At 66.0% G+C, this 20235-nt stretch carries 25 protein-coding genes; 15 read left to right on the top strand and 10 right to left on the bottom strand.

Going from position 1 to position 20235, the window contains the following annotated elements; translation table 11 throughout:
- Positions 1-28: 28 nt before the first annotated feature.
- Together P4826_RS00650 and P4826_RS00645 are read left to right on the top strand one after the other, a co-directional pair.
- On the top strand, positions 29-2062 hold the full coding sequence (locus P4826_RS00650) for a ParB/RepB/Spo0J family partition protein (RefSeq protein WP_201395692.1): 2034 nt from the start codon (positions 29-31) through the stop codon (positions 2060-2062).
- A gap of 62 nt (positions 2063-2124) precedes the next feature.
- Complete coding sequence (locus P4826_RS00645) at positions 2125-2334, top strand: hypothetical protein (RefSeq protein ID WP_201395693.1); 210 nt, start codon at positions 2125-2127, stop codon at positions 2332-2334.
- 176 nt (positions 2335-2510) lie between these two features.
- On the opposite strand, the gene P4826_RS00640 is transcribed toward P4826_RS00645, so the two are convergent.
- The 3 genes from P4826_RS00640 to P4826_RS00630 are packed head-to-tail and all read right to left on the bottom strand — an operon-like array spanning position 2511 to position 3401.
- The gene (locus tag P4826_RS00640) at positions 2511-2768 is read right to left on the bottom strand and encodes a GDCCVxC domain-containing (seleno)protein (RefSeq protein WP_317702102.1); all 258 of its coding nucleotides are present in this window, start codon (positions 2766-2768) and stop codon (positions 2511-2513) included.
- Positions 2765-3043: a heavy-metal-associated domain-containing protein gene (locus P4826_RS00635; RefSeq protein WP_317702101.1), complete on the bottom strand. Its 279-nt coding sequence runs from the start codon at positions 3041-3043 to the stop codon at positions 2765-2767. Before P4826_RS00635 ends, P4826_RS00640 begins: the two co-directional genes overlap by 4 nt.
- A gap of 10 nt (positions 3044-3053) precedes the next feature.
- Complete coding sequence (locus P4826_RS00630; RefSeq protein WP_201395695.1) at positions 3054-3401, bottom strand: mercuric transporter MerT family protein; 348 nt, start codon at positions 3399-3401, stop codon at positions 3054-3056.
- Between the two features lie 73 nt (positions 3402-3474).
- On the opposite strand from P4826_RS00630, the gene merR reads away from it, so the two are divergent.
- Positions 3475-3870, top strand: coding sequence for a mercury resistance transcriptional regulator MerR (gene merR, locus P4826_RS00625; protein ID WP_201395696.1), 396 nt, complete (start codon positions 3475-3477; stop codon positions 3868-3870).
- Positions 3871-3983: 113 nt separating this feature from the next.
- Here merR and P4826_RS00620 read toward each other — a convergent pair whose 3' ends face one another.
- Positions 3984-5033 carry a DMT family transporter gene (locus tag P4826_RS00620; RefSeq protein ID WP_201395697.1) on the bottom strand — a complete coding sequence of 350 codons (1050 nt, stop codon included), beginning with the start codon at positions 5031-5033 and terminating at the stop codon, positions 3984-3986.
- 862 nt (positions 5034-5895) lie between these two features.
- Here P4826_RS00620 and P4826_RS00615 point away from each other — a divergent pair.
- A complete protein-coding gene (locus P4826_RS00615; RefSeq protein ID WP_201395698.1) occupies positions 5896-6210 on the top strand; it encodes a DUF736 domain-containing protein in 315 nt (104 codons plus the stop codon).
- A gap of 360 nt (positions 6211-6570) precedes the next feature.
- On the opposite strand, the gene P4826_RS00610 is transcribed toward P4826_RS00615, so the two are convergent.
- Positions 6571-6864: a helix-turn-helix domain-containing protein gene (locus tag P4826_RS00610; protein WP_201395699.1), complete on the bottom strand. Its 294-nt coding sequence runs from the start codon at positions 6862-6864 to the stop codon at positions 6571-6573.
- A gap of 224 nt (positions 6865-7088) precedes the next feature.
- Here P4826_RS00610 and P4826_RS00605 point away from each other — a divergent pair, with 224 nt between their 5' ends.
- From P4826_RS00605 to P4826_RS00565, 9 genes are all read left to right on the top strand, one after another.
- Positions 7089-7436, top strand: coding sequence for a DUF2958 domain-containing protein (locus tag P4826_RS00605; RefSeq protein ID WP_201395700.1), 348 nt, complete (start codon positions 7089-7091; stop codon positions 7434-7436).
- Positions 7437-7776: 340 nt separating this feature from the next.
- Positions 7777-8526: a DUF2285 domain-containing protein gene (locus P4826_RS00600; RefSeq protein WP_317702100.1), complete on the top strand. Its 750-nt coding sequence runs from the start codon at positions 7777-7779 to the stop codon at positions 8524-8526.
- 83 nt (positions 8527-8609) lie between these two features.
- Positions 8610-8894: a helix-turn-helix transcriptional regulator gene (locus tag P4826_RS00595; RefSeq protein ID WP_317702099.1), complete on the top strand. Its 285-nt coding sequence runs from the start codon at positions 8610-8612 to the stop codon at positions 8892-8894.
- Between the two features lie 26 nt (positions 8895-8920).
- On the top strand, positions 8921-9778 hold the full coding sequence (locus P4826_RS00590) for a replication initiator protein A (protein WP_317702098.1): 858 nt from the start codon (positions 8921-8923) through the stop codon (positions 9776-9778).
- 265 nt (positions 9779-10043) lie between these two features.
- Complete coding sequence (parA, locus tag P4826_RS00585; RefSeq protein ID WP_317702097.1) at positions 10044-10682, top strand: ParA family partition ATPase; 639 nt, start codon at positions 10044-10046, stop codon at positions 10680-10682.
- On the top strand, positions 10679-10963 hold the full coding sequence (locus tag P4826_RS00580) for a chromosome partitioning protein ParB (protein ID WP_317702096.1): 285 nt from the start codon (positions 10679-10681) through the stop codon (positions 10961-10963). Before parA ends, P4826_RS00580 begins: the two co-directional genes overlap by 4 nt.
- A complete protein-coding gene (locus P4826_RS00575; protein WP_317702095.1) occupies positions 10960-11493 on the top strand; it encodes a DUF2840 domain-containing protein in 534 nt (177 codons plus the stop codon). Before P4826_RS00580 ends, P4826_RS00575 begins: the two co-directional genes overlap by 4 nt.
- Positions 11490-12086, top strand: a complete 597-nt coding sequence (locus P4826_RS00570) for a S26 family signal peptidase (protein ID WP_317702094.1) — start codon at positions 11490-11492, stop codon at positions 12084-12086. The genes P4826_RS00575 and P4826_RS00570 overlap by 4 nt, the downstream gene beginning before the upstream one ends.
- A 436-nt stretch (positions 12087-12522) precedes the next feature.
- Complete coding sequence (locus P4826_RS00565) at positions 12523-14505, top strand: relaxase/mobilization nuclease domain-containing protein (protein ID WP_201395708.1); 1983 nt, start codon at positions 12523-12525, stop codon at positions 14503-14505.
- Between the two features lie 68 nt (positions 14506-14573).
- Here the strand turns inward: P4826_RS00565 and P4826_RS00560 are convergent, their stop codons facing one another.
- The 5 genes from P4826_RS00560 to P4826_RS00540 all read right to left on the bottom strand — a co-directional run bounded on the left by P4826_RS00560 (position 14574) and on the right by P4826_RS00540 (position 18310).
- Positions 14574-14921 (bottom strand): DUF4148 domain-containing protein, encoded by a 348-nt coding sequence (locus P4826_RS00560; RefSeq protein WP_317702093.1) that lies wholly within the window; start codon positions 14919-14921, stop codon positions 14574-14576.
- A 122-nt stretch (positions 14922-15043) separates the two neighbouring features.
- Positions 15044-15226, bottom strand: a complete 183-nt coding sequence (locus P4826_RS00555) for a hypothetical protein (protein ID WP_317702092.1) — start codon at positions 15224-15226, stop codon at positions 15044-15046.
- 514 nt (positions 15227-15740) lie between these two features.
- Complete coding sequence (locus P4826_RS00550; RefSeq protein ID WP_103045646.1) at positions 15741-16091, bottom strand: DUF4148 domain-containing protein; 351 nt, start codon at positions 16089-16091, stop codon at positions 15741-15743.
- A 131-nt stretch (positions 16092-16222) separates the two neighbouring features.
- A complete protein-coding gene (locus P4826_RS00545) occupies positions 16223-17626 on the bottom strand; it encodes a heavy metal sensor histidine kinase (protein ID WP_201395709.1) in 1404 nt (467 codons plus the stop codon).
- Entirely contained in the window at positions 17627-18310 is a 684-nt protein-coding gene (locus tag P4826_RS00540) for a heavy metal response regulator transcription factor (RefSeq protein ID WP_201395710.1), read from the bottom strand.
- Positions 18311-18466: 156 nt separating this feature from the next.
- Between P4826_RS00540 and P4826_RS00535 the strand changes: the two genes are divergently transcribed.
- Positions 18467-18802 carry a hypothetical protein gene (locus P4826_RS00535; RefSeq protein ID WP_201395711.1) on the top strand — a complete coding sequence of 112 codons (336 nt, stop codon included), beginning with the start codon at positions 18467-18469 and terminating at the stop codon, positions 18800-18802.
- Complete coding sequence (locus P4826_RS00530) at positions 18799-20229, top strand: TolC family protein (protein ID WP_201395712.1); 1431 nt, start codon at positions 18799-18801, stop codon at positions 20227-20229. The genes P4826_RS00535 and P4826_RS00530 overlap by 4 nt, the downstream gene beginning before the upstream one ends.
- Positions 20230-20235 lie beyond the last annotated feature (6 nt).

Below are 20235 nucleotides of genomic sequence, written 5' to 3'. Positions count from 1 at the left end.
CCTTGTTTCACTCGATTGGAGATTCACCATGAACGCCGTCACCCAAACCGAAGCCCGCGCCATCCAAGCCCCTGCGCTGGAAGCTGCCGACCCCACGAAGAACCTGATTCTGGTGCCGCTGTCGCGGCTGGTGCTGCGCCCCACGGGCCGCAACGTGCGCAAGACCCCGCGCATGTCCATTCCCGAGTTGGCTGCATCCATCCAGCGTGTGGGCCTGTTGCAAAACCTGATCGTGATTGCATCCGCCGATGGCGAGCATTACGAGGTGGTGGCCGGTGGCCGCAGGCTGGCCGCGTTGAAGCTGCTGGCGAAAAAGCACCGCATCAGCAAGGAATGGGAAGTGCCTTGCCTGCTGGTGGCCGACGGCACGGCCCGCACGGCCAGCCTCACCGAGAACGTGCAGCGCGAAGCTATGCACCCCGCCGACCAGTTCGAGGCATTCGCCGCGCTGGTGGCCGAAGGCAGACCCATTGAGGACATTGCAGCGGATTTTTCCGTCACGCCGCTGGTGGTGCAACGCCGCCTGAAACTCGCCAATGTCTCGCCGCGATTGATAGCCGACTATCGCGCCGATGCCGTCACGCTCGATCAGTTGATGGCCTTATCCATCACCGATGACCACGCTGCGCAGGAAAGCGCGTTCTACGATGCGCCGCAGTGGCAGCGCGGCCCGTCTGCATTGCGGGAACGGCTGACCGAGCGCGAAATTGACGCCCATCGGCATCCGCTGGTGCGGTTTGTGGGGCTGGATACCTACGAAGCCGCAGGCGGTGGCATCCGGCGCGATCTGTTCGCGGAAGATGACGCGGGCGTGTATCTCAACGATGCGGGTTTGTTGGAGCGGCTGGCGCAAGACAAGCTGACGGGCATCGCCGCCACGGTTCGCGCCGAGGGATGGGCGTGGGTGGACGCTGCGCCCGCTACCACGTATGCCGACCTGCAAGCCTTCCAACGTGCTCCGAGGGAACGCCGCGAGCCGAATAAGCGCGAAGCGCAGCGCATCGAGAAGCTGCAAACCAAGATGCAGGAAGTCGCCGAAGCTGTGGATGCCGCGATGGACGCCGAGGACGAGGACAAGGCCGATGCTCTGCAGGAGGAAGGCGAAGCCCTGGGCGAGCAGTTGCAGGCGCTGGAGGATGGTTTGCAAGGGTATGCCTCGAACGTGAAGGCCGCAGCCGGTGCCGTCATCACCATCGACCGCAACGGGCAGGCCGTGATTCATCGTGGGCTGCTGCGCGAGGTCGAGGCGAAAGCCCTTCGCACGCTGGAAAAGCTGCGGCAGGGTTTCAGCGGCGCGGATACCGCGAACGAGGACGAAGGCGAGGAAGACGAAGCGCCCAAGGTCGCAGCGATTTCCGACAGGCTGGCTCAGCGCCTGAGCGCCCACCGCACCGCCGCGCTGCAAATCGAGGTGGCCCAGCATCCGCAGGTGGCATTGGCCGCACTGGTGTATGGCATGGTGCAGACCGTCCTGCAGGGCCGCTACCACGGCCACGACCTCCCGCTGGGCGTGCGCCTCACGGTGCAAGACCGGCTGGAAGGCATGGCCCCGGACTGGCCGGAATCGCCCGCCGCCGTGGCTCTGCGCGAATTGCAGCAAGTCACGGGCGACGCCTTGCCGCAGGACAGCGCCGAACTGTTCGCCGCGCTGCTGGCGATGGAGCAAGGCGAGCTGGTGAAGCTGCTGGCCGTGTGCGTGGCTTCGACGGTGGACGTGGTGACGCCACGCGCCACGCCGCACCAGCCCGGCGCGGAACTGGCGCAGGCAGTGGGCCTTGATATGGCTGCATGGTGGAAGCCGACTGCGGAAGGCTACTTTAAGCACGTTCCGAAGGCCGTGATTCTGGATGCCGTGGGCGAGTTTGCGCCGGATTCCGTCAACCGGCTGGCGAAGCTCAAGAAGGCCGACATTGCCAGCGAGGCGGCGCGACTGGCCGAGGGTACGGGCTGGATGCCCGCCATCTTCAAGGCCGAAGAGCCGCAGGAAGAAGGCCCGAAGCAGGACGCCCCGGACGATACCAAAGCCGTGGCGGATGAACCCACCGAGGCATTGGCAGCTTGACCCGTGCCGAAGGAGAGCGCCCCGGCCTCAACCGGGGCGCATCCTTTCAGGGAGAACCGCCCATGACCCGCACCACTACCAGCCGCCCGCGCATGGCTGCAATCTACGCCCCCGGCACGGTGCGCGCCCGCCGCTGGCACGGCGATGGCGACGTACGCGGCTACCGCCCGCCCTCGGGCTGGACGGCCCGCGCCGACCTCACCGACGTTCACCCCATCACGGGCCGCGCCTTGGTGCGCGCCGTGTGGTGGATCATCGAGACGAAGGAATAACCGTCATCGGCACCGGCCCCAGCGTTTTACCGCTGGGGCCGGTGGATTCAAAAATCCGGGTGCGGCGGTGGCCGCACCCGGTGTCAAATCCGAACAACCTGGATACCACACCGCCGCCCTCGCTCATGCTCGGGCGGCGGCGCTGCAATACCCGAGTGGCATGCCTACACAACGAGTCAGATGGCCGCCGCGTGGCAGGCGTCCCTCATGCACTGCAACTTGAGCACCCCCCGCTGCATTTGCACAGGCGGGCACTTGACCGATCCGTAGGAGCAGAAAACGCAGCAGTCTCCCGTCTTTGGCCGCAGCAACGTATTGCACTGCTCGCACTCGTAGAAGAACTGGCAGGCATCGGTCGGCATGGTCTCATGCGTAGCATGGCCGCAGTGCGGGCAGGTCAGTACCGACTCCAGCGTGGGTGTGCCGGCCCTCATTTGCGCTCCGTCGAAGGGTAGCCCGCGTCGGTGGTCGCCTTGACGAGTGTCGAGACCTGGGCCTGGTCTGCATCGAACGTGATGGTCGCCGTCTTCTTGGCGAAGTCGATCCTGACCTGGCTGACGCCAGGCAATCTCTCCAGGGACTTCTTCACCGTGACCGGGCACAGCTCGCAGGTCATGTTCTGCACATGGAGCGTGGCCGTCTGCGGCGTTGCGGCCAGGGCAGCGAACGGCGACAGTGCCACGAGCAGTGATGCGACTGATTTACGCATGAGGGCTCCTTCAGAGAAACAAGGGTGCCAGCCAGGGCACCGACAACAAGGCGAGAAGCACCAGCGCGACGATCCAGAAGATCAGCCGCTGGCGCTTGAGGACGCTCGATCGGGCGCAGGCGTCGCCGGGCTCGCAGGCCGGCTGCTGAAAGTACAGACGCCGGAACGCCAAACCCACGAACAGAAACGTTGCCGCAATGAACCAGGGCCGCAGCGGCTCCAGTGCGGTGAGACTGGCGATCCAGGCGCCACCGATGCCCATCATCAGCAGCACCAGCGGCACCACACAGCACACCGAGGCGCCGATGGCGGCCAGCGCCCCGGCGACGAGCGAGTTCTTGAAGTTGAAGGTGGGCATGGGTGTGTGGAAACGTCTTCGATACTTGCCACTCTAAACTCCGTACCATGCTACGGAGTCAAGGGGGCGAACAATGAGCGAGCTGACGATAGGGAGCCTGGCCGACGAGGCCGGCGTCAACGTCGAGACCATCCGCTACTACCAGCGGCGCGGACTGATGCCGGAGCCGGACAAGCCGGCCCAGGGGTATCGCCGCTACGACGCCACCACGGTCAAGCGCGTGCGCTTCATCAAGCGGGCGCAGGCGCTGGGCTTCACACTGGAGGAGATCGGCGGCCTGCTCAAACTCGACGAGGCCCATGCCTGCGCCGAAACGCGCGAACTGGCCTCGCACAAGCTACAAACGATCGAAACCAAGCTGGCCGATTTGGTGGCAATGCGCAAGGCACTCACGGCACTGCTGTGCCAGTGCGATGCAGGTGCGATGAAGGGGAACTGCCCCATCATTCATGCTTTGGGGTCAGACTGACACCCGCGAAGCTTAGATTTCCACGCCTTCGCGCCTGCGGCGCTGCACTTGGCGCTCCTGCTGCACCGCCGAACCGGCTATGCCGGCTCGGTCAGGGCCTGGTCTCACATGCGCTAATGGCTGTGTTGGTGATGCACGTCCGGGAAGTGCGGATGGCGGTGCGAGAGGGGCTCATGCCGATGCGGGTGGGCGTGCGGCTCGACGCCATCCCAGGGGAAGTCATGTGTGTGGCGGTGGTGTTCGTCATGCACATGCCGGTGGGCATGTGCCAGGGGCTCATGCGTGTGCGCGTGTTCGTGCCGCTCGGTCAGGTGCAGCCAGACGCCCACCCCCATCAGCGCCGCCGCCAGCCAGAACACACCCGAGGTCGGCTCACCCAGGGCCACGATGGCGATGGCGGCTCCGATGAAGGGTGCTGTCGAGAAGTACGCCCCCGTGCGGGCCGAGCCGAGGCCGCGCAAGGCCAGCACGAACAGCACCAGGCTGACGCCGTAGCCGGCCAGTCCGACGCTCATGGCCTGTGCCACGCGCGGCCAGGCCGGCAGCGTTGCGCCGAGCGCCAGTGCCAGCGCGAGGTTCGTGGCGCCCGCCACCAGTCCTTTGGTGCCCGCGATGAAAACCGCATCAGAGGCCGACACCTTGCGCGTCAAGTTGTTGTCCACGGCCCAGCACAGGCAGGCGCCGGCCACGGCCAAGCTGCCCAGCGTGCTGCTCTGTCCCATGCCATCGTGTTGCGGCCAGGCCAGCAGCAGGCCACCCGCCACGATGAAGGCTATGCCCAGCACGATGCGTCGGTCGGCGTTTTCCCGGAAGACGACCCATGCCAGCACGGCCGTCAGCACCGCCTCCATATTCAGCAGCAGCGAGGCATCGGCGGCCGTGGTGTGCGCCAGCCCGATCATCAGCAGCAAGGGGCCCAGCACGCCGCCACTGGCGATGGCGCCAAGCAGCCAGGGCCATTCCCGCGCGGGCAGGCCGAGCGCGGCAAAGCCGCGATCTCTGATGAGGCGAACGGTCCACAGGCCGATGCCGCTGCCCAGGTACAGCAGGCCGGCCAGCATGATGGGCGACACGTCGCCGACCATCTGCTTGGCGAAGGGCGTGCTAGCACCGAACAGCAGTGCGGCGGCCAGGGCGGCGAGGATGGAGGAGCGGCCTGTCATGGAGGGTGAACTTACGAATCGAGGGGCAAATATCACCTTACACCGATTCCATAACGCCTCGATGATGCGGGGCTGGTTTGAGCGTTGATGCAGCAGGGCGTATCGGCGCAATGCGCCGCCGGGCTATTGGGCTGCGCCCCGTGCCGACTTTGTCGTCACGTCCATTCGGCGGCTATCCCTCACGCACCTTCGCGCCTGCGGCGCAGCGCTTACCTCCGGGGGAAAGCCCTGCGGGCTATCCCCGCCGCGCAGGCTTGGCGCCCCTCGATACCACCGAACCGGCAGCGCCGGATCGGCCGGGCCAGCGCCCCGTCGCATGGGCAGTGCCCGGTGGGTACGCCGGGGCTTGCTGCGGCAGGTTGTGCGAATGCGTGCCGTCCACGACGCTGGGGGCTCATTGCCCGTGTTGTCACGAAGGACGGTTCACGGATGGTCGCTCGGCCTTGCTGGGGACTCCACACCGTGCGTTCAGCATGACCGCCTGCATGGGATGAGGCGCATTCCCGCTGGTCGTTGGGGAATGGCCTTGTCGAGTCAGGGGGCGTGCCGCTGAAGCCTTCGTGCGGGGATGCCGGGGTGGCCATGGCTCCTTTCGGATGGGGGGTGGTTCGGCCCAAGGCGTCCTTGTGTTCTTGTGAATCCTGGCGGGGGCGCGGCTGCGCCTCGGGCTTCATGGCTGCAACCGTCCGGCGAAAACAATTTCCCCGCCGCTGTGCGGCTCCTCGCAGGACAAATTGTTTTTGCCCCCCGGTTCTCCACTGCGTTGCGACCGCAAGCGGTGCAGCCCGCCCGTCCACCGCCGGTCGGATCACAACAAGGACGCGATAGGCGCGAACCTTGTTCAACCGTAAGGAGATTCATCATGGCAACCATCGGCACCTTCACCGCGGACAAAGACGGCTTCACCGGCACGCTGCGCACCCTGACCCTCAACATCAAGGCCAAGCTGGTTCCCAACGACAAGGGGGACAACGAGCACGCCCCGGACTTCCGGGTACAGGCGGCAGGCTTCGACATCGGCGCGGCGTGGAAAAAGGTCAGCAAGGCCGAACGGCCCTACGTGTCCGTGACCCTCGACGATCCTTCGTTCCCGGCCACGGTCTATGCCCGGCTGATTGAGGACGAAGACGGCACGCATACGCTGATCTGGTCGCGCAGCAAGCCCCAGGCGGCCTGACGGCCGCCCAGCGCCCCGCCCGAGCGGCGGGGCGCTGGGCTGCTTTCGCAGCACGGCATGGAGGCAACATCGTCACTGGAGCGCGACCCGTGTCGGCCTGTTACAGCGTTGAGACCGTGGTTGCACGGACAGCATGGCGTGCCGGTGCTTTGCACCGCCGGGCTTTCGGGCTGGGCCCCGTGCCGGCTGCGCCGTCACGGCCATTCGGCTTCAATCCCTCACGCCTTCGCGCCTGCGGCGCTGTGCGCTTTGCTTGCCTCCAGGGGAAAGCCTTGCGGCTATCCCCGCCGCGCGACGCTTGGCGCCCCTGAAAACTCCGAACCGGCTGTGCCGGATCGGCCAGGCCAACGCCAATGCAGGCTACTGCGCATCGTCTTTCTTCAGCATGGCCTCCAGCTCCTGCCGCACTTGTGCCAGAAGCTGCTCGGCCCGCTGCGCGTCGTCGCCGGCATAGGCCAGCGTCAACAGCGTGAGCGGGTGAACCTCCATGACCTCGCACAGCTCGGCGAGCTTGTTCAAGGTGGGACTTTTCAGGTCGCGCTCCAGCGAACTCATGTAGGTACGGCTGGACACATCCGAGAAGGCTTCCTGGCTCAGTCCACGCGCCTTCCTGATGGTCTTCAACGCCTCCGACAATGTGTGTTTCGCTGCCAACCTTGGATCTCCCCGAAATCCAAGATGACAGTTGATTGCGCCTTATAGAGCTACAACCTATAGTGTTCATTACTGACCGATTATCGCTCTTGTGCTTTTATGGCAATCCGTATTCACGGCTTCCGACGCAAGCGCAAAACCGCATCCGTGGTTTTCCTCAAACCCGTCGATCCGGTTCTACGCTTTCACGCTTTGGCGGATTTGTGCAGCAAGAAGGGATTGCCATGAACCGACTCATCACCGAAGACGAGCGCAGGCAGTTGCTGGCCCACGGCCAATCCCGGGCCGCTGGCCAAGCCATCGACCCGCTGCCCGTGGTGCGGCTGTTCACGCCGGATGCCCATGCCACCTGGTTGCTGGCTGCACTTGACCCGGCCGATGGCGATACGGCCCACGGCCTGATCGACCTCGGGATCAGCATGCCCGAGCTGGGAACGGTGAAGCTCTCCGACCTCGCTGCCATCGTTGGGCCCCGCCAGCAGCCGGTGATGCGGGATCGGTATTTCCAGGCGGTGCGGCCTCTGTCGGAATACCTGCGGCTGGCGCAGAAGAACGGTTCCGTCGTCGATTGAAACGTTCGCGCGTCAGCCAAGTGGGGCGCATTCAGACTATTTCAGTCTGGCTCCAGACTCACCACGTCTCAATCAGCACTCTTGCGCGCAGGCCCTGTACTTGTGCTGGAAACAGTCACGATCTTTCATGCAGCTTGCGGCACGGTATCTGATGCCGCGCGATGTTTTGGAATTGCGCGGTCGTCGTATTCGGACGAATTTCGCAATACACCGGAGCCCATCGGTCTTGACACCCAATGTTACAGCCCAACCCGATTGTGATGGCAGCTGATCGTCTGCGATAGCCCCGTGTTGAACGCCCGTGACGACGTTCCTGATCTTCGACAGGAGCTTGGCGATCATGGGCAACCCTCACCATCTCGCGCACTGGTATCCGACCGCTGCCTACCTCTACATCCTGGGCCTGGATGCACTCGCGCTGGCCTGGGAGTACCTGCGCAGGCATCCCGATTACCGGCTCGACTGGCTGCGCCGTGCGCGCCGCCCCGATGCTGCGCAGCGCTGGGGCCTGCGCCTGCTGGAAGACCCGGCCCTGGATGCGCGCGAGGCGTATCCGGCCTGGGTACCCGGCCACGATGCCGTGGTGCAGCTCTATCCGGACGCTGATCCGCCGCAGGGTGCCACCACCTTCGCGTTCTGGCGCATCCCCGGCCACAAGCAACTGCTGCACGACGGCAAGGGGCTGATGCTGATCGCGCGAAGCCCCGGCCATTGGCAGCGCTTCGTACTGGCGCCCGGCCTGGAAGACGGCATGGCCGTGGCCCATGCCTATCGCGGTCGCGGCGTCACGCATGCGCCCGACACGCCGGCGCCAATGGCCCGGCCCAGGCCGCCCCCCGCTGCGCTGCTGGAACTGCACACCTTGCAGGCGCTGGACGCGACCCTGGCGGGCGCGTCCTCACGCGACGTCGCCGAAGGGCTGTTCGGCGCCGATGCCGTGGTCGATTGGTACAGCGACGGCGGCCTGCGCTCGAAGGTGCGCCGCCTGGCACGGCGTGGCGATGCGCTGATGCGCGGCGGCTACCGCCGCCTAGCACAACTGTCCCCGCTTGAGAAGGGTCGTTTTGAAGGCGACGCAAAACGGCCCTGAGCAAAAGGGCCGCATTTTCTGAGACTGCCTCCATCCGGTTGCGCTGTGTGGCCGGGCGTTTTCAACCGATGGAGGTTCACACCATGCGTCCCGCTCCCTTGCGGCCTGCCGCCACTGTCTCGACCACTGCCGCTGCGCAGCCGCAGCGTTACCTCACCAACGACGAAGCCGCCGACTACTTGCGCCTGTCGCCGCGCACGCTGGAGAAGCAGCGCGTGATCGGCGGCGGCCCGCGCTTTCGCAAGTTCGGCCGGCGCGTCATGTACGCCGTGGCCGACCTCGATGCGTGGGCCGCGGATCGCAGCTTTGAGACGACTTCTGATCCCGAATACGCTGAGCAGCACTCGGCCGACAGCCGTGCGCGCTGATCGGCGGCGCGCGGCAGGCCATCGCCATGTCCAGCACCGCGCTGCCGTCCCGGCAGCGGCCGTTGCAAGAGCGCGAACAGCTCAACCTGTTCCACGCCTTGCCGGGCGACATGGCACCGCGCGACAGCCAGGATTTGATGGCCTATCCGTTCTTCTCACTCGGCAAGTCCAAGCGGGTCAAGCCCATCGACTTCCGGGCGGGCAACGTCACGATCCGCGTGGAAGGCACGCAGGAGCACGGCATCGCCACGATTTGGGATGCGGACATCCTCATTTGGGCGGCCTCGCAGATCGTGGAAGCAAAGGACGCGGGCTTGCGGCCGTCGCGGCTGATGCGCGCCACGCCCTACGAGATCCTGCGCTTCATCGGGCGCGGCAAGTCGCTGCGCGACTACCAGCGCCTCAAGGCCGCGCTGGATCGCCTGCAATCGACCACGGTGGCCACGTCCATCCGCGAGACGACCGGGCGGCGCCTGCACCGCTTCTCGTGGATCAACGAATGGAAGGAGCTGGCCGATGCCAGCGGCACGCCGCTGGGTATCGAGCTGATCCTGCCGGACTGGTTCTATGCGGGCGTGTTCGATGCGGCCCTGGTGCTGACCATCGACCCGGCGTATTTCAGGCTGACGGGCGGCATCGAGCGGTGGCTTTATCGCCTGGTGCGCAAGCACGGCGGCAGGCAGCCGGGCGGCTGGCAGTTCGATTTCCGACACCTGTATCGGAAATCGGGCAGCGCCACGCGCTTCTCGGACTTCGCCTACGACTTGCGCGCGCTGGTCGCGCGGCAGTCACTGCCTGGCTACGTCCTGGGCATCGAGCGGATGCCGGACAACGGTGCCGAGCTGCTGACCTTCCGGCCCGTGCCGTTCACGGCACGGGGATAACTGCGGTAAAGCCTGTGGACGGGCTCGTGCTATCAGGCGTGCCAGGTATCGTGCTATCAGGCGTGGGACTATCGTGCTATCAGGCGTGTCCATCGCCCGCAAAGCCAATGCTGGCGCGGGTTTCGGCCTCCCTTAACTTCCCTAACTTAAAAACTCTAACTGGTAGTAGAAGCGCCGCGCCTCGGTGGACAACCACCAAACCGGCGAACGAAGGGCTCGAAAACCAGCAGCAACAGCCCGGCTTTCCAACACGGAGGGCCAGGCCATGATCGTCGCTTTGCTCAACCAGAAAGGCGGCGTCGGCAAGACCACGCTCGCCACGCACATTGCCGGCGAGCTGGCGATGCGGGGGCAATCGGTGATCCTGCTGGATGCCGATCCGCAAGGTTCTTCGTTGGATTGGACGCAGCGCAGAAGCCAGCAAGGCTTGCCAAGGTTGTTCAGCGCCGTGGGCCTCGCACGCGAAACGCTGCATCAAGAGGCGCCAGAACTCGCCAGACGTGCCGATCACGTCATCATCGACGGCCCGCCGCGCATCGCCGCACTGGCGCGCTCCGCGCTGCTGGCGGCCGAGCGCGTGCTGATCCCGGTGCAGCCCAGCCCCTACGATCTGTGGGCCAGCGCCGAGATGGTGGCGCTGATCCGCGAGGCACAAGTGTTCCGGCCGCTGCTCGCCGCAGCCTTCGTCATCAATCGGCGCGTCAGTACCACCGTGATCGGGCGCGAAGCGCGCCAGGCGCTCGCCGACCAGCCGCTTCCTGCGCTGCGCGCGGAAGTGCATCAGCGCATCGTGTTCGCCGACAGCGTGGCCGCTGGCCGGCTTGCACGCGAGACGGCGCCCGACAGCACCGCCGCGCGCGAAATCACCGCGCTGGTGGACGAACTGCTGCGGTGGCCGGCATGACAGCGAAGCCGCCAACGAACAGCAAACGCACGGCAAAGCGCGTCGGCATCGGCGCGCGTCCGCCCGCGAATCCGCACGCCGAGGCGTGGATTCGCCAGGGCGACGCCGATGCGCTGGGCAAGGGCGACCTCTACACCGCCCGTCTGACCCTCGACATCACGCCCGCCATGCGCTCGCGCATCAAGGTGTTGGCCTTCACGCAGGGCGTGACGGTGGTCGACCTGCTGCGCGGCCTGCTGGAGCGCGAGTTTCCCGAGCAACGCAGGGAGAACACACCATGAACGCATCCGCTTCGCCTGCTGCTGGCGCGACCACGGCTGCGCTCGCAGCACCTTCCGGCCAACCTGCCAGCACGCCGCTGACGCGCGTGGCACTGGCCTACATCGAACCGCGTTTCAAGCTCTACCTGCGCTTCGGCGAACCCGTGCGCACGCTCCAGATCGACCGCTGGCGGCGCTGCGCGGTGTTCCTGCCGGGCGCGATGTTCTGCCGCATCCGCTGGCAGGCCAACGACTACGGCACGATTCGCTGGCAGCTCATGGTGATGCAGGCTTGCACGCCGCTGGATGCGGCGCAGCGCATCCCTGGCGTGCAGCCGGGCGCGCGCCTGCTGCTGCACGCCGAGGGCGAGGATCAGGTGCGCGCCGTGCTGGAGCGCATCGACGCCATCGAGGCGCTGGGCATTGCGCCGGTCGGTGCCTCACCCGCGTACTGGCGCACGCTCGCCAACCGGCTCGCTGCGCGCCTGCCGCTGCCCGAATACACCGCCGAGCGGCACACCGCCTGGCTGGCCGGGAGGGCGCTGCCATGACCGCCGTTTCGACTGCCGGCACCGCGCCGCGTCCTCGCTCGCCCCGCGCACGTTTGCGCGCTCGCCTCGTACTGGCGGGCCTGTCCGCCTGCGGCCTCGCTGCGCTGGCCTGGGCGTTCTTCGTGCATCCGCTACCGCGCCTGATCTACAACCCGTCCGACAGCGTGGCGATCGGCTGGTATCGCGTCGATCCGCAGGGCCACGGCATTGACTCGCTGCCACATTCCTTCTCCGTCGGCAGCATCGTCCTGATTACGCTGCCGCCAGACGCCGCCGCGCTGGCCGCGCAGCGCGGCTACCTGCCGGCGCGCGTGCCGCTACTCAAGCGCGTGGGTGCCGTCGCGCCGCAGGAGGTGTGCACCGCTGGCGGTGTCGTCCGCATCGACGACGTGCCTTCGGCCACCGTGCTGCCCGCTGACCGCTGGGACCGGCCGCTGCCGTCCTGGCAGCAATGCCGTCGCCTCGAACCCGGTGAACTGTTCCTGCTCAGTGTGACCAACCCGGCGTCGTTCGACAGCCGGTATTTCGGGCCGGTCAGCGCATCCGCCGTGATCGGCGTCGCGCAACCGGTCTGGCTGGAGACACGACCATGATGGGCGCCGATTCGCTGCGCGTCATCGTGCTATCAGGCGTGCCAGTCCGGTGCCTTTCCACATGTCGTCGCGCGTGCAGTGCGGGTGCATTCGCGCCGCACTTCGCGCTGCCTTCGGCGCAGCCGTCCAACGTGCAGGCGTCTTGCCTCGAACGCGCCTGGCCTGGGGCCGTGTCTGCGTTCGCCGGCGCGCTGGCTGCAAGCAGCACAGGGCCGCCGGGCCGCCGACGCCCGGAGCGACAGCGAGGGGCAAAGGCGGAAGGCAAGACAAAAGGGTGCGGCACCTGTCGGCCCGCAAAGCCAGTCTGCACGTGGGGGTGGCGCGGCACGCAGCGGCTTCGCCGCCGTGCCGCGTGGGGCGCGAGGCCCGCGCCGATGCAAGCATGTCCGCGTGCTTCGCACGACAGGACACGCCAGAGCTTGCAGGGAGCACAGCCATGACCGACCGCCGCGACGATGATTTCCGCATCCGTCCCAGCGCGCCGAAGAACCGGGGCCAGAGCTTCGTTTCCAAGGTGCTCAAGCAAGCGGGCAAGGCCAGCGGCGGCAAGTTCACGGTGCGCCGTCCTGGCGGCAGTGGTAAGGGCACCGGAACCGGCCACCGGCCCGGCTCGCGCCTGGGACGCGGCCACACGGCGGCGCGCTTCGCGGGCGCGAAGCTGACGCCCATGTCTCGGCGTGTGACCATCAAGACGCTGTTGGTCAACCAGCGCCAGGCCAGCCCGCAGTCGCTCGCCAAGCACCTGCGCTACATCGAGCGCGACGGCGTGGGGCGCGATGGCGAGCCGGGGCAAGCCTACGGGCCGCAGACCGACGAAGCCGACCTCGATGCGTTCAAGGAACGCTGCGCCGACGACCGGCACCATTTCCGCTTCATCCTCTCGCCCGAGGATGGCGCGGAATTGGAAGACCTGCGCACCTACACCCGGCACCTGATGGGCCGCATGGAGGCCGACCTGGGCACGGGGCTGGAATGGGTGGCCGTCGATCACTGGAACACCGACAACCCGCACACGCACATCGTCGTGCGCGGGCGCGACGACACCGGCAAAGACCTCATCATCGCGGGCGACTACATCGCCGATGGCTTCCGCCATCGCGCCGCCGAACTGGCGACCGAATGGCTGGGGCCGCGCACCGAGCTGGAGATCCAGCAGACCTTACAGCGCGAGGTGGAGCAAGAGCGGTGGACGAGCCTGGATCGCGCACTCAAGCGTGAGCTGGGCGACGATGGCCAAGTGCAGATCGAATGCTTCAACGATCCACGACTGCAACGCCAGCGCCTGCTGCTGATCGGTCGCCTGCAACGCTTGCAGCGCCTGGGCCTGGCCGACGAGATGCAGCCGGGCACCTGGGCTGTTCATGCCGACGCCGAGAAGACCTTGCGTGCCCTGGGTGAGCGTGGCGACATCATCCGCACCATGCAGCGGGCCATGCGCGGCGAGCCGCGCGAGCTGGCGGTGTTCGAGCCGGGGGACGATGCCCGAACCATCCTCGGCCGCGTGACAGCCAAGGGGCTGGCCGACGAACTGCGCGACCGGGGCTATCTGGTCATCGACGGCGTGGACGGCAAAGCCCACTACGTCGCGCTCAACGTCCGCGACGAGCTGGCGAACTACCCGACCGGCGCCGTGGTGGAGGTGAAGGGATCGGCCGACGTGCGCGCGGCCGACAAGAACATCGCCGCGCTGGCGAGTGATGGCCTCTACCGTACTGACCATCACTTGGCCGTGGCGCAGGGTCAGGCCGTGCCGGGCCGCGACCCGCACGAAGTCGTAGCAGCCCACGTTCGGCGCCTGGAAGCCCTGCGCCGGGCGGGCATCGTGGAGCGCGTGGCCGAGGGGCTATGGAAAGTGCCGGACGACCTGCTCGAGCGTGGCCGCCAGTACGACGCTCAGCGCCTGGGCGGCGTGGCCGTGGAGCTGAAATCGCACCTGCCCATCGAGCGCCAGGCCCGCATCATCGGCGCCACCTGGCTCGACCAGCAGTTGATCGGCGGCGGCAAGGGGCTGGGCGACCTAGGCTTTGGCAGCGAAGCCAAGCAGGCGATGCAGCAGCGCGCCGATTTCCTGGCCGAACAGGGTCTGGCCGAGCGGCGCGGGCAGCGCGTGATCCTCGCGCGAAACCTGCTGGGCACGCTGCGCGGCAGGGAGTTGGCTCAGGCCGCCAAGGACATTGCAGCCGACGCTGGCCTGGAGCATCGGCCCGTGGCCGACGGGCAGCGCGTGGCGGGTATCTACCGGCGCAGCGTGATGCTGGCCAGCGGGCGTTACGCGATGCTTGATGACGGCATGAGATTCAGCCTGGTGCCGTGGCGGCCAGTAATCGAGCAGCGGTTGGGACAACAAATTGCCGCGACAGTGCGCGGCGGTGGGGTGTCTTGGGAAATTGGACGACGGCCTGGGCTGTCCCAAAATTAGTCAGGCCGACGCCAACGATTTCACAGAATGGATTCAACGTGCCCAGCCGCAACTCCAACGGGAGGCCATTAACCCGGAGAGTAGAGGCGCAGACGTGCGTCTCGTTCGCCAGGCGATTCGCTCAACAGTTCGTTGATCACCTGCTCGCGCGTCTTGCTAGACCCCACATCGGGCGTGCGGATTGGGAAGTTGCTCTGGCCGTAGGAAAGACGTCCCCGCTGCATGGCGGCCTTGGTTTCCTCGATGACCTGCGCGCGCGTCTTCCCGCTCTTGAAGTGCTCCGGATGAACGATGACGCCCTTTTCGTTGTTGGCCGGATGCTCGTACGCCGCCGAAGCCATCCCTGGAAGGCCCAGGGCAGCCGCCGCTGCGACAGCGGCGATCATGGAGGGAAGGGAGAGGCGGTATTGGGTCATGGTGAAGCTCCTGAAAGGTGGATGAAACTTGCATCTCTCATGCCCTGGACGGGCGTTGAGGAGATGGGTTCATCGTAGGGAGCGCACCCCAACAGAATCTGGACAGCCCGATGAGATTGTTGTCAGCTTCGCGGCTTGGCCACGCGATGCGGAAACACCAGGGTGAAGCAGGTGCGCCCCTGGCCCGAGCTCGCCGTGACGCTGCCGCCGTGGGCCTGGGCGATGGCGCGTGATGGCCAGGCCCAGGCCAGAGCTATCGATGTCGGGATGAACCTGCGCGGCGTTAGCGCGGTAGGAGCGGTCAAACAGCTGCTGACCTCCCTCAAATACGATGTCTGTGCAGCCGTTCTCTACCGCAACCGTGGTAGCTTCTACCGTATGGGTAATGCGTCTGGTGGTATTACCGCCCTCGGGCGTGTGGCATTGGACAGCAGATTGCTCAGCGCACGGCGGAATTGCTGCATCACACCGCCGAAGAGGTCTTCTTCGGCCACGTTGTCATCAAGAGTCTGCTCCACTGCGGCCACGAGTTCAGCGTCGGCACCCAGTGTCTGATGTTGCATTGCCGTCACCGAACAGGATCGTGCCACACTGGGCAGTGCTGACGCCAAGGTCAGGAATATGTTCGGGGAATTGTTCGGGCGAGATCGGCACCCGAGAAGAAATGACTGATTTCGGGCGTGCGGCTTCTCACACGGCAAGCGTTTGAGATCGGCTGCCGGGCGTGGTTATAAGCAGCACTGCTTCACGAGACATCACGTGTCGCCTCGGCATATCCTGAATTGCCGGATCAATGTTGTCGGTGTAGCAGCAGGAGAATCAGCCCGGAGAGTAAAGGCGCATACGCGCATCGCGCTCGGCGGCCGACTCACTCAACAGTTCGTTGATGACTTGCGCACGCGTCTTGCCGGAACCGGCGTCAGGAACGGGAAGCGGGTAGTTGCTGGCTTCTCCGTAGAAAAGACGGCCTTGCTGCATAGCAGCCTTGGTCTCCGCGATGACCTGCTCTCGCGTTTTCTCGCTCTTGAAGTGTTCTGGATGAACGATGACGCCCTGTTCGTTGTTGGCGGGATGCTCGTATGCTGCCGAAGCCATCCCTGGAAGGCCCAGGGCAGCCACTGCGGCTGCAGCGGCGATCATGGAAGAAAGGGAGAGGCGTTGTTGGGTCATGATTGAAGCTCCTGACAAAGGTGGATGAAACTTGCATCTCCCATGCCTTGGTTAGGCGCTGAGGAGATGTGTTCATCGTAGGGAGCGCACCCCAACAGAATCTAGACGGCCCGATGAGTTTGTTGTCAGCTTCAGGGTTTCGCGACGCGATGCGGAAACACCAGGGTGAAGCAGGTGCGCCCTTGCCCCGAGCTTGCCGTGACGCGGCCGCCGTGGGCCTCGGCGATGGCGCGCGTGATGGCCAGACCTAAGCCCGATCCGTCGGTGTCCGGATGGATCCTGGAAGCATCGGCGCGGTAGAAGCGGTCGAACAGCCGGGGCAGAATCTTGGCGTCGATGTCGGCGCCGGTGTTCTCCACGGCCACTGTCGTGGCCTGTACGGTGGTGGCGATGCGGATGGTGACGTCGCCGGCCTCGGGCGCGTGGCGCAGGGCGTTGGACAGCAGGTTGCTCACCGCGCGGCGGAACATCAGGCGGTCGCCCTCGACCTCGCCGTCGCCCTCCAGGCGCAGCCGGATGCGCTTTTCCTCGGCCACGGCCTCGTAGAAGTCGAGCAGCGCCTGCGCGTCCTGGCGGACGGAAAACCGCTCCTTGTGCGGCAGATCCACGCCGCGCTCGGTCTTGGCCAGGAACAGCATGTCGGACACCATGCGCGCCAGCCGCTGGAATTCCTCGGCGTTCGAGGCCAGGATGTCGCGGTAGGTTGCGGCATCGCGCTTGGTCGCCAGCGCCACCTGGGTCTGGGTCAGCAGATTGCTGATGGGGGTGCGCAGCTCGTGTGCCAGGTCCGACGCGAAATCGGTCAGGCGCTGGAAGTCCTCCTGCAGCCGATCCAGCATACGGTTCAGCTCTTGCGCCAGGTCGGCCATTTCCACCGGCACGGCCTGCACGGGCATGCGCTCACCGAGCTTCTGGCCCGTCACCTTGGCGGCCCGTGACTTCATGTCGCGCAAGGGCGCCAGCCCCTGGCGCGCGGCGAACCACGAGAGCAGGCCGCAGATGGCGATGGCGGCGAGCACATACAGGGCCAAGCTGCGCCGCAGGCCGTTGAGAAACTGCGTGTGGTGATCCGTATCCGCCGCGATCCAGACCATCAGGGGGGTGCTGGAGTAGGCAGGGGCGGCCTTGAAGACCAGTGTATGGAACCGGGCACCGTCGTGCCGCAACACCCCAAACACCTTGTTTTCACCGGCGCGCAGAGGCATATCGCCGCGCATGGTGGGGATGAACCCTCGGGATTGAAAGACCACTGCTCCTTGTCCATCCTGGACTTGGGCGTAGAGATCATGGTGATAGCTCAGGGCCTCGCCCAGTCGCCGGCGAGCGTCGTCCGCCGAGTTGGCATTGCGCAGAATTTCCTCGATCAGGTGTTGCTTGTCTTGCAGCGCCATCCGATCGAGCTCGATGAAATGCCGCTCGGTTTCGACCAGAAACAAGGCGCCCAGCCCCAGCACCACCGAGGCCGCCACCGCAGTGAAGAGCAGGGTCAGGCGCTGTGTCAGCGGCAACCGGCCCCAACGAACCCGAAGCAACACCTATTCCTCCTGCGGTACGTCGAGCACATAACCCATGCCGCGCACGGTCTGGATGAGCTTGACCGGGTGGCCCTCGTCAATCTTCATGCGCAGTCGTCGCATCGCCACCTCTATGACATTGGTGTCGCTGTCGAAGTTCATGTCCCACACCTGCGATGCGATCAGGGACCGCGGCAGCACCTCGCCGTGGCGACGCATCAGCAGTTCCAGCAGGCCGAATTCCTTGGCCGTCAGGTCCACGCGCTTGCCGTTGCGCGAGACCCGGCGGCGCAGCAGATCCAGCTCCAAATCGGCGACACGCAACATGGTGCCTTCGTTGCCCGCCGGGCCGCGGCGCAAGATGATGCGCACGCGGGCCAGCAGTTCCGCAAACGAGAACGGCTTGACCAGATAGTCGTCGGCGCCAAGCTCCAGTCCCTTGACGCGGTCTTCCACCTGGTCGCGTGCGGTCAGGAACAGCACTGGCATTTGCAGGCCGCGCTCGCGCAGCGATTGCAGCACCTGCCAGCCGTTCAGCCCGGGCAGCATGACATCCAGGATCACGAGGTCGTAGGCACCGTGCAAGGCCATGTGCAGCCCATCGGTGCCATGGGGCACCAGGTCCGCGACATACCCGGCCTCGCTCAAGCCCTGGCGCAAATATTCACCAGTCTTGGGCTCGTCTTCGACGATCAATATCTTCACCGGTTCGGCTCCTTTGCGGTTCTGGCGCAAGTGTGCCCCGTGTAAGGCCTGCCGGCATGAAGCTGACAGGAATGTAATGTTGCAAACATCTTGCTGAAAGGGTGGCCTCTCCAGAATCTCCCTATCGTGAGATCAAAGATTCTTCTAGAGGAGACCATGGCCACTTCCAATCACCTGCCGCCTTTCAGGGCCCTGTTGCCTTGGACACTGGCGTTGTTCGCAGGGGCGGCGTTTGCACAAGCCCCGGCAGATACCGAAGCTCCCCAGCCTTCACTGCCGACGAAGCTGCAGTATTCGTCCGCTATCGGTGCGTACCAGACCTATGCGGATCAACAGGTGCAATCCTGGCGTGAAGCCAACGATCGCGTGGGCCAAATCGGCGGTTGGCGCGCCTATGCCAAGGAAATCAAGACGGGCAAGTCCGCGTCCGTCAAGGATGCCACCCCCTCTAGCGACCCGCATGTAGGTCATCACGGGGGAGGCACGCCATGATGCGTTTGCGTGCCTCGCACGCCAGACTCGCCCTGTCTGCACTCGGGCTGGCGGTACTGACCGGATGTGCCAGCGTCAGCCTGGAGCAGAACATCGGCCGCGTCAACGACGAAGCGGGCGGCTTCACCGAAGGCAAACTGGCACTGGCACGCACCCAGGAGGAGCGCGACCGGCGTGCGCAAGCCACCGAAGCCCTGCTGGCGCAGCCTTTGGGGCAGAAAGAGGCCGTCCAGCTGGCCTTGAGCAACAGCCCATCCCTGCAGGCCCTGCTGGCGCAAGGCTGGGCCGAGGCGGCCGACGCCGCCCAGGCGGGGCGGATTGCCAATCCCATTTTCGATTTCGAGCGCATGACGGCCGGCCCGGAACTGGGCTTGAGCCGAGCGCTGTCCTTTGGCCTGTTGGATCTGTTGACCTTGCCGACCCGGTACGGCATCGCCACCCGGCGCATCGAGCAATCTCAATTGCGCCTGACCGGCAACGTGGTGGACCAGGTCACCGGGGTGCGCCAGGCCTGGGTGCGGGCCGTGGCCGCACAGCAGGCGCTCCAATATGCCAAGCAGGTCTATGACAGCGCCGAAGCGGGCGCCGAGCTGGCCCGGCGCATGCAAGGCGTGGGCAACTTCAACCGCATCACCCGTGCGCGCGAGCAGGCTTTCTATGCCGATGCGGCCACCCGGCTGAGTGAGACCCAGCACCAGGTCACGGCCCGCCGGGAAGAGCTGGTGCGCCTGCTGGGGCTGAATGAGAGCCAGGCGCAGGCGCTGAAGCTGCCCGAGCGCCTGCCCGACTTGCCCAAGCAAGCGCTGGACCCGCAGGCGGTCGGCGCGCTGGCCACCCGGGCGCGCCTGGACCTTCGCCTGGCGCAGACCGCGCTGGATGCCGCGGCCAAGGCCCAAGGCTTGAACATGGTGACCAGCTTCACCGATATCGAACTCACCGGGCGCCGCAATACCACCTTCGACAACGCTGCGGGAACCCGCGGCACCGCGCGCGGCTGGGAGATCGCGGTGCGCCTGCCCGTCTTTGACTGGGGCGGCATGCAGCGTGACGCGATGAACGCCCGAACCCTGGCGGCCGCCAACCAGCTCGAAGCGGCGGCGCGTGCCGCAGGCTCCAGCCTGCGTGAAAGCTACTCGGCCTATCGGACGGCCTACGACGTGGCGCGGCATTACCGCGACGAAGTGGTGCCGGTGCGCAAGGTGATCGCGGAGGAGAACCAGCTTCGCTACAACGGCATGTTGATCAGCGTGTTCGAACTGTTGGCCGATGCGCGCGACCAGGTCGGTGCCGTCACGGCGGCCCTGGACGCGCAGAGGCAATTCTGGCTGGCCGATGCCGCCTTGCAGGCCTCCGTGATCGGGCGCCCCACCAACACCACCCTGTCAGTCACCACCAGCGCGCCCAGCGACGCGGCTGCCGGTCACTGATGCACA

The sequence above is a fragment of the Diaphorobacter limosus genome (genome assembly GCF_033100095.1).
Taxonomy (GTDB): Bacteria; Pseudomonadota; Gammaproteobacteria; order Burkholderiales; family Burkholderiaceae_C; genus Alicycliphilus; species Alicycliphilus limosus.
This window is presented reverse-complemented; position numbering and strand designations above follow the sequence as displayed.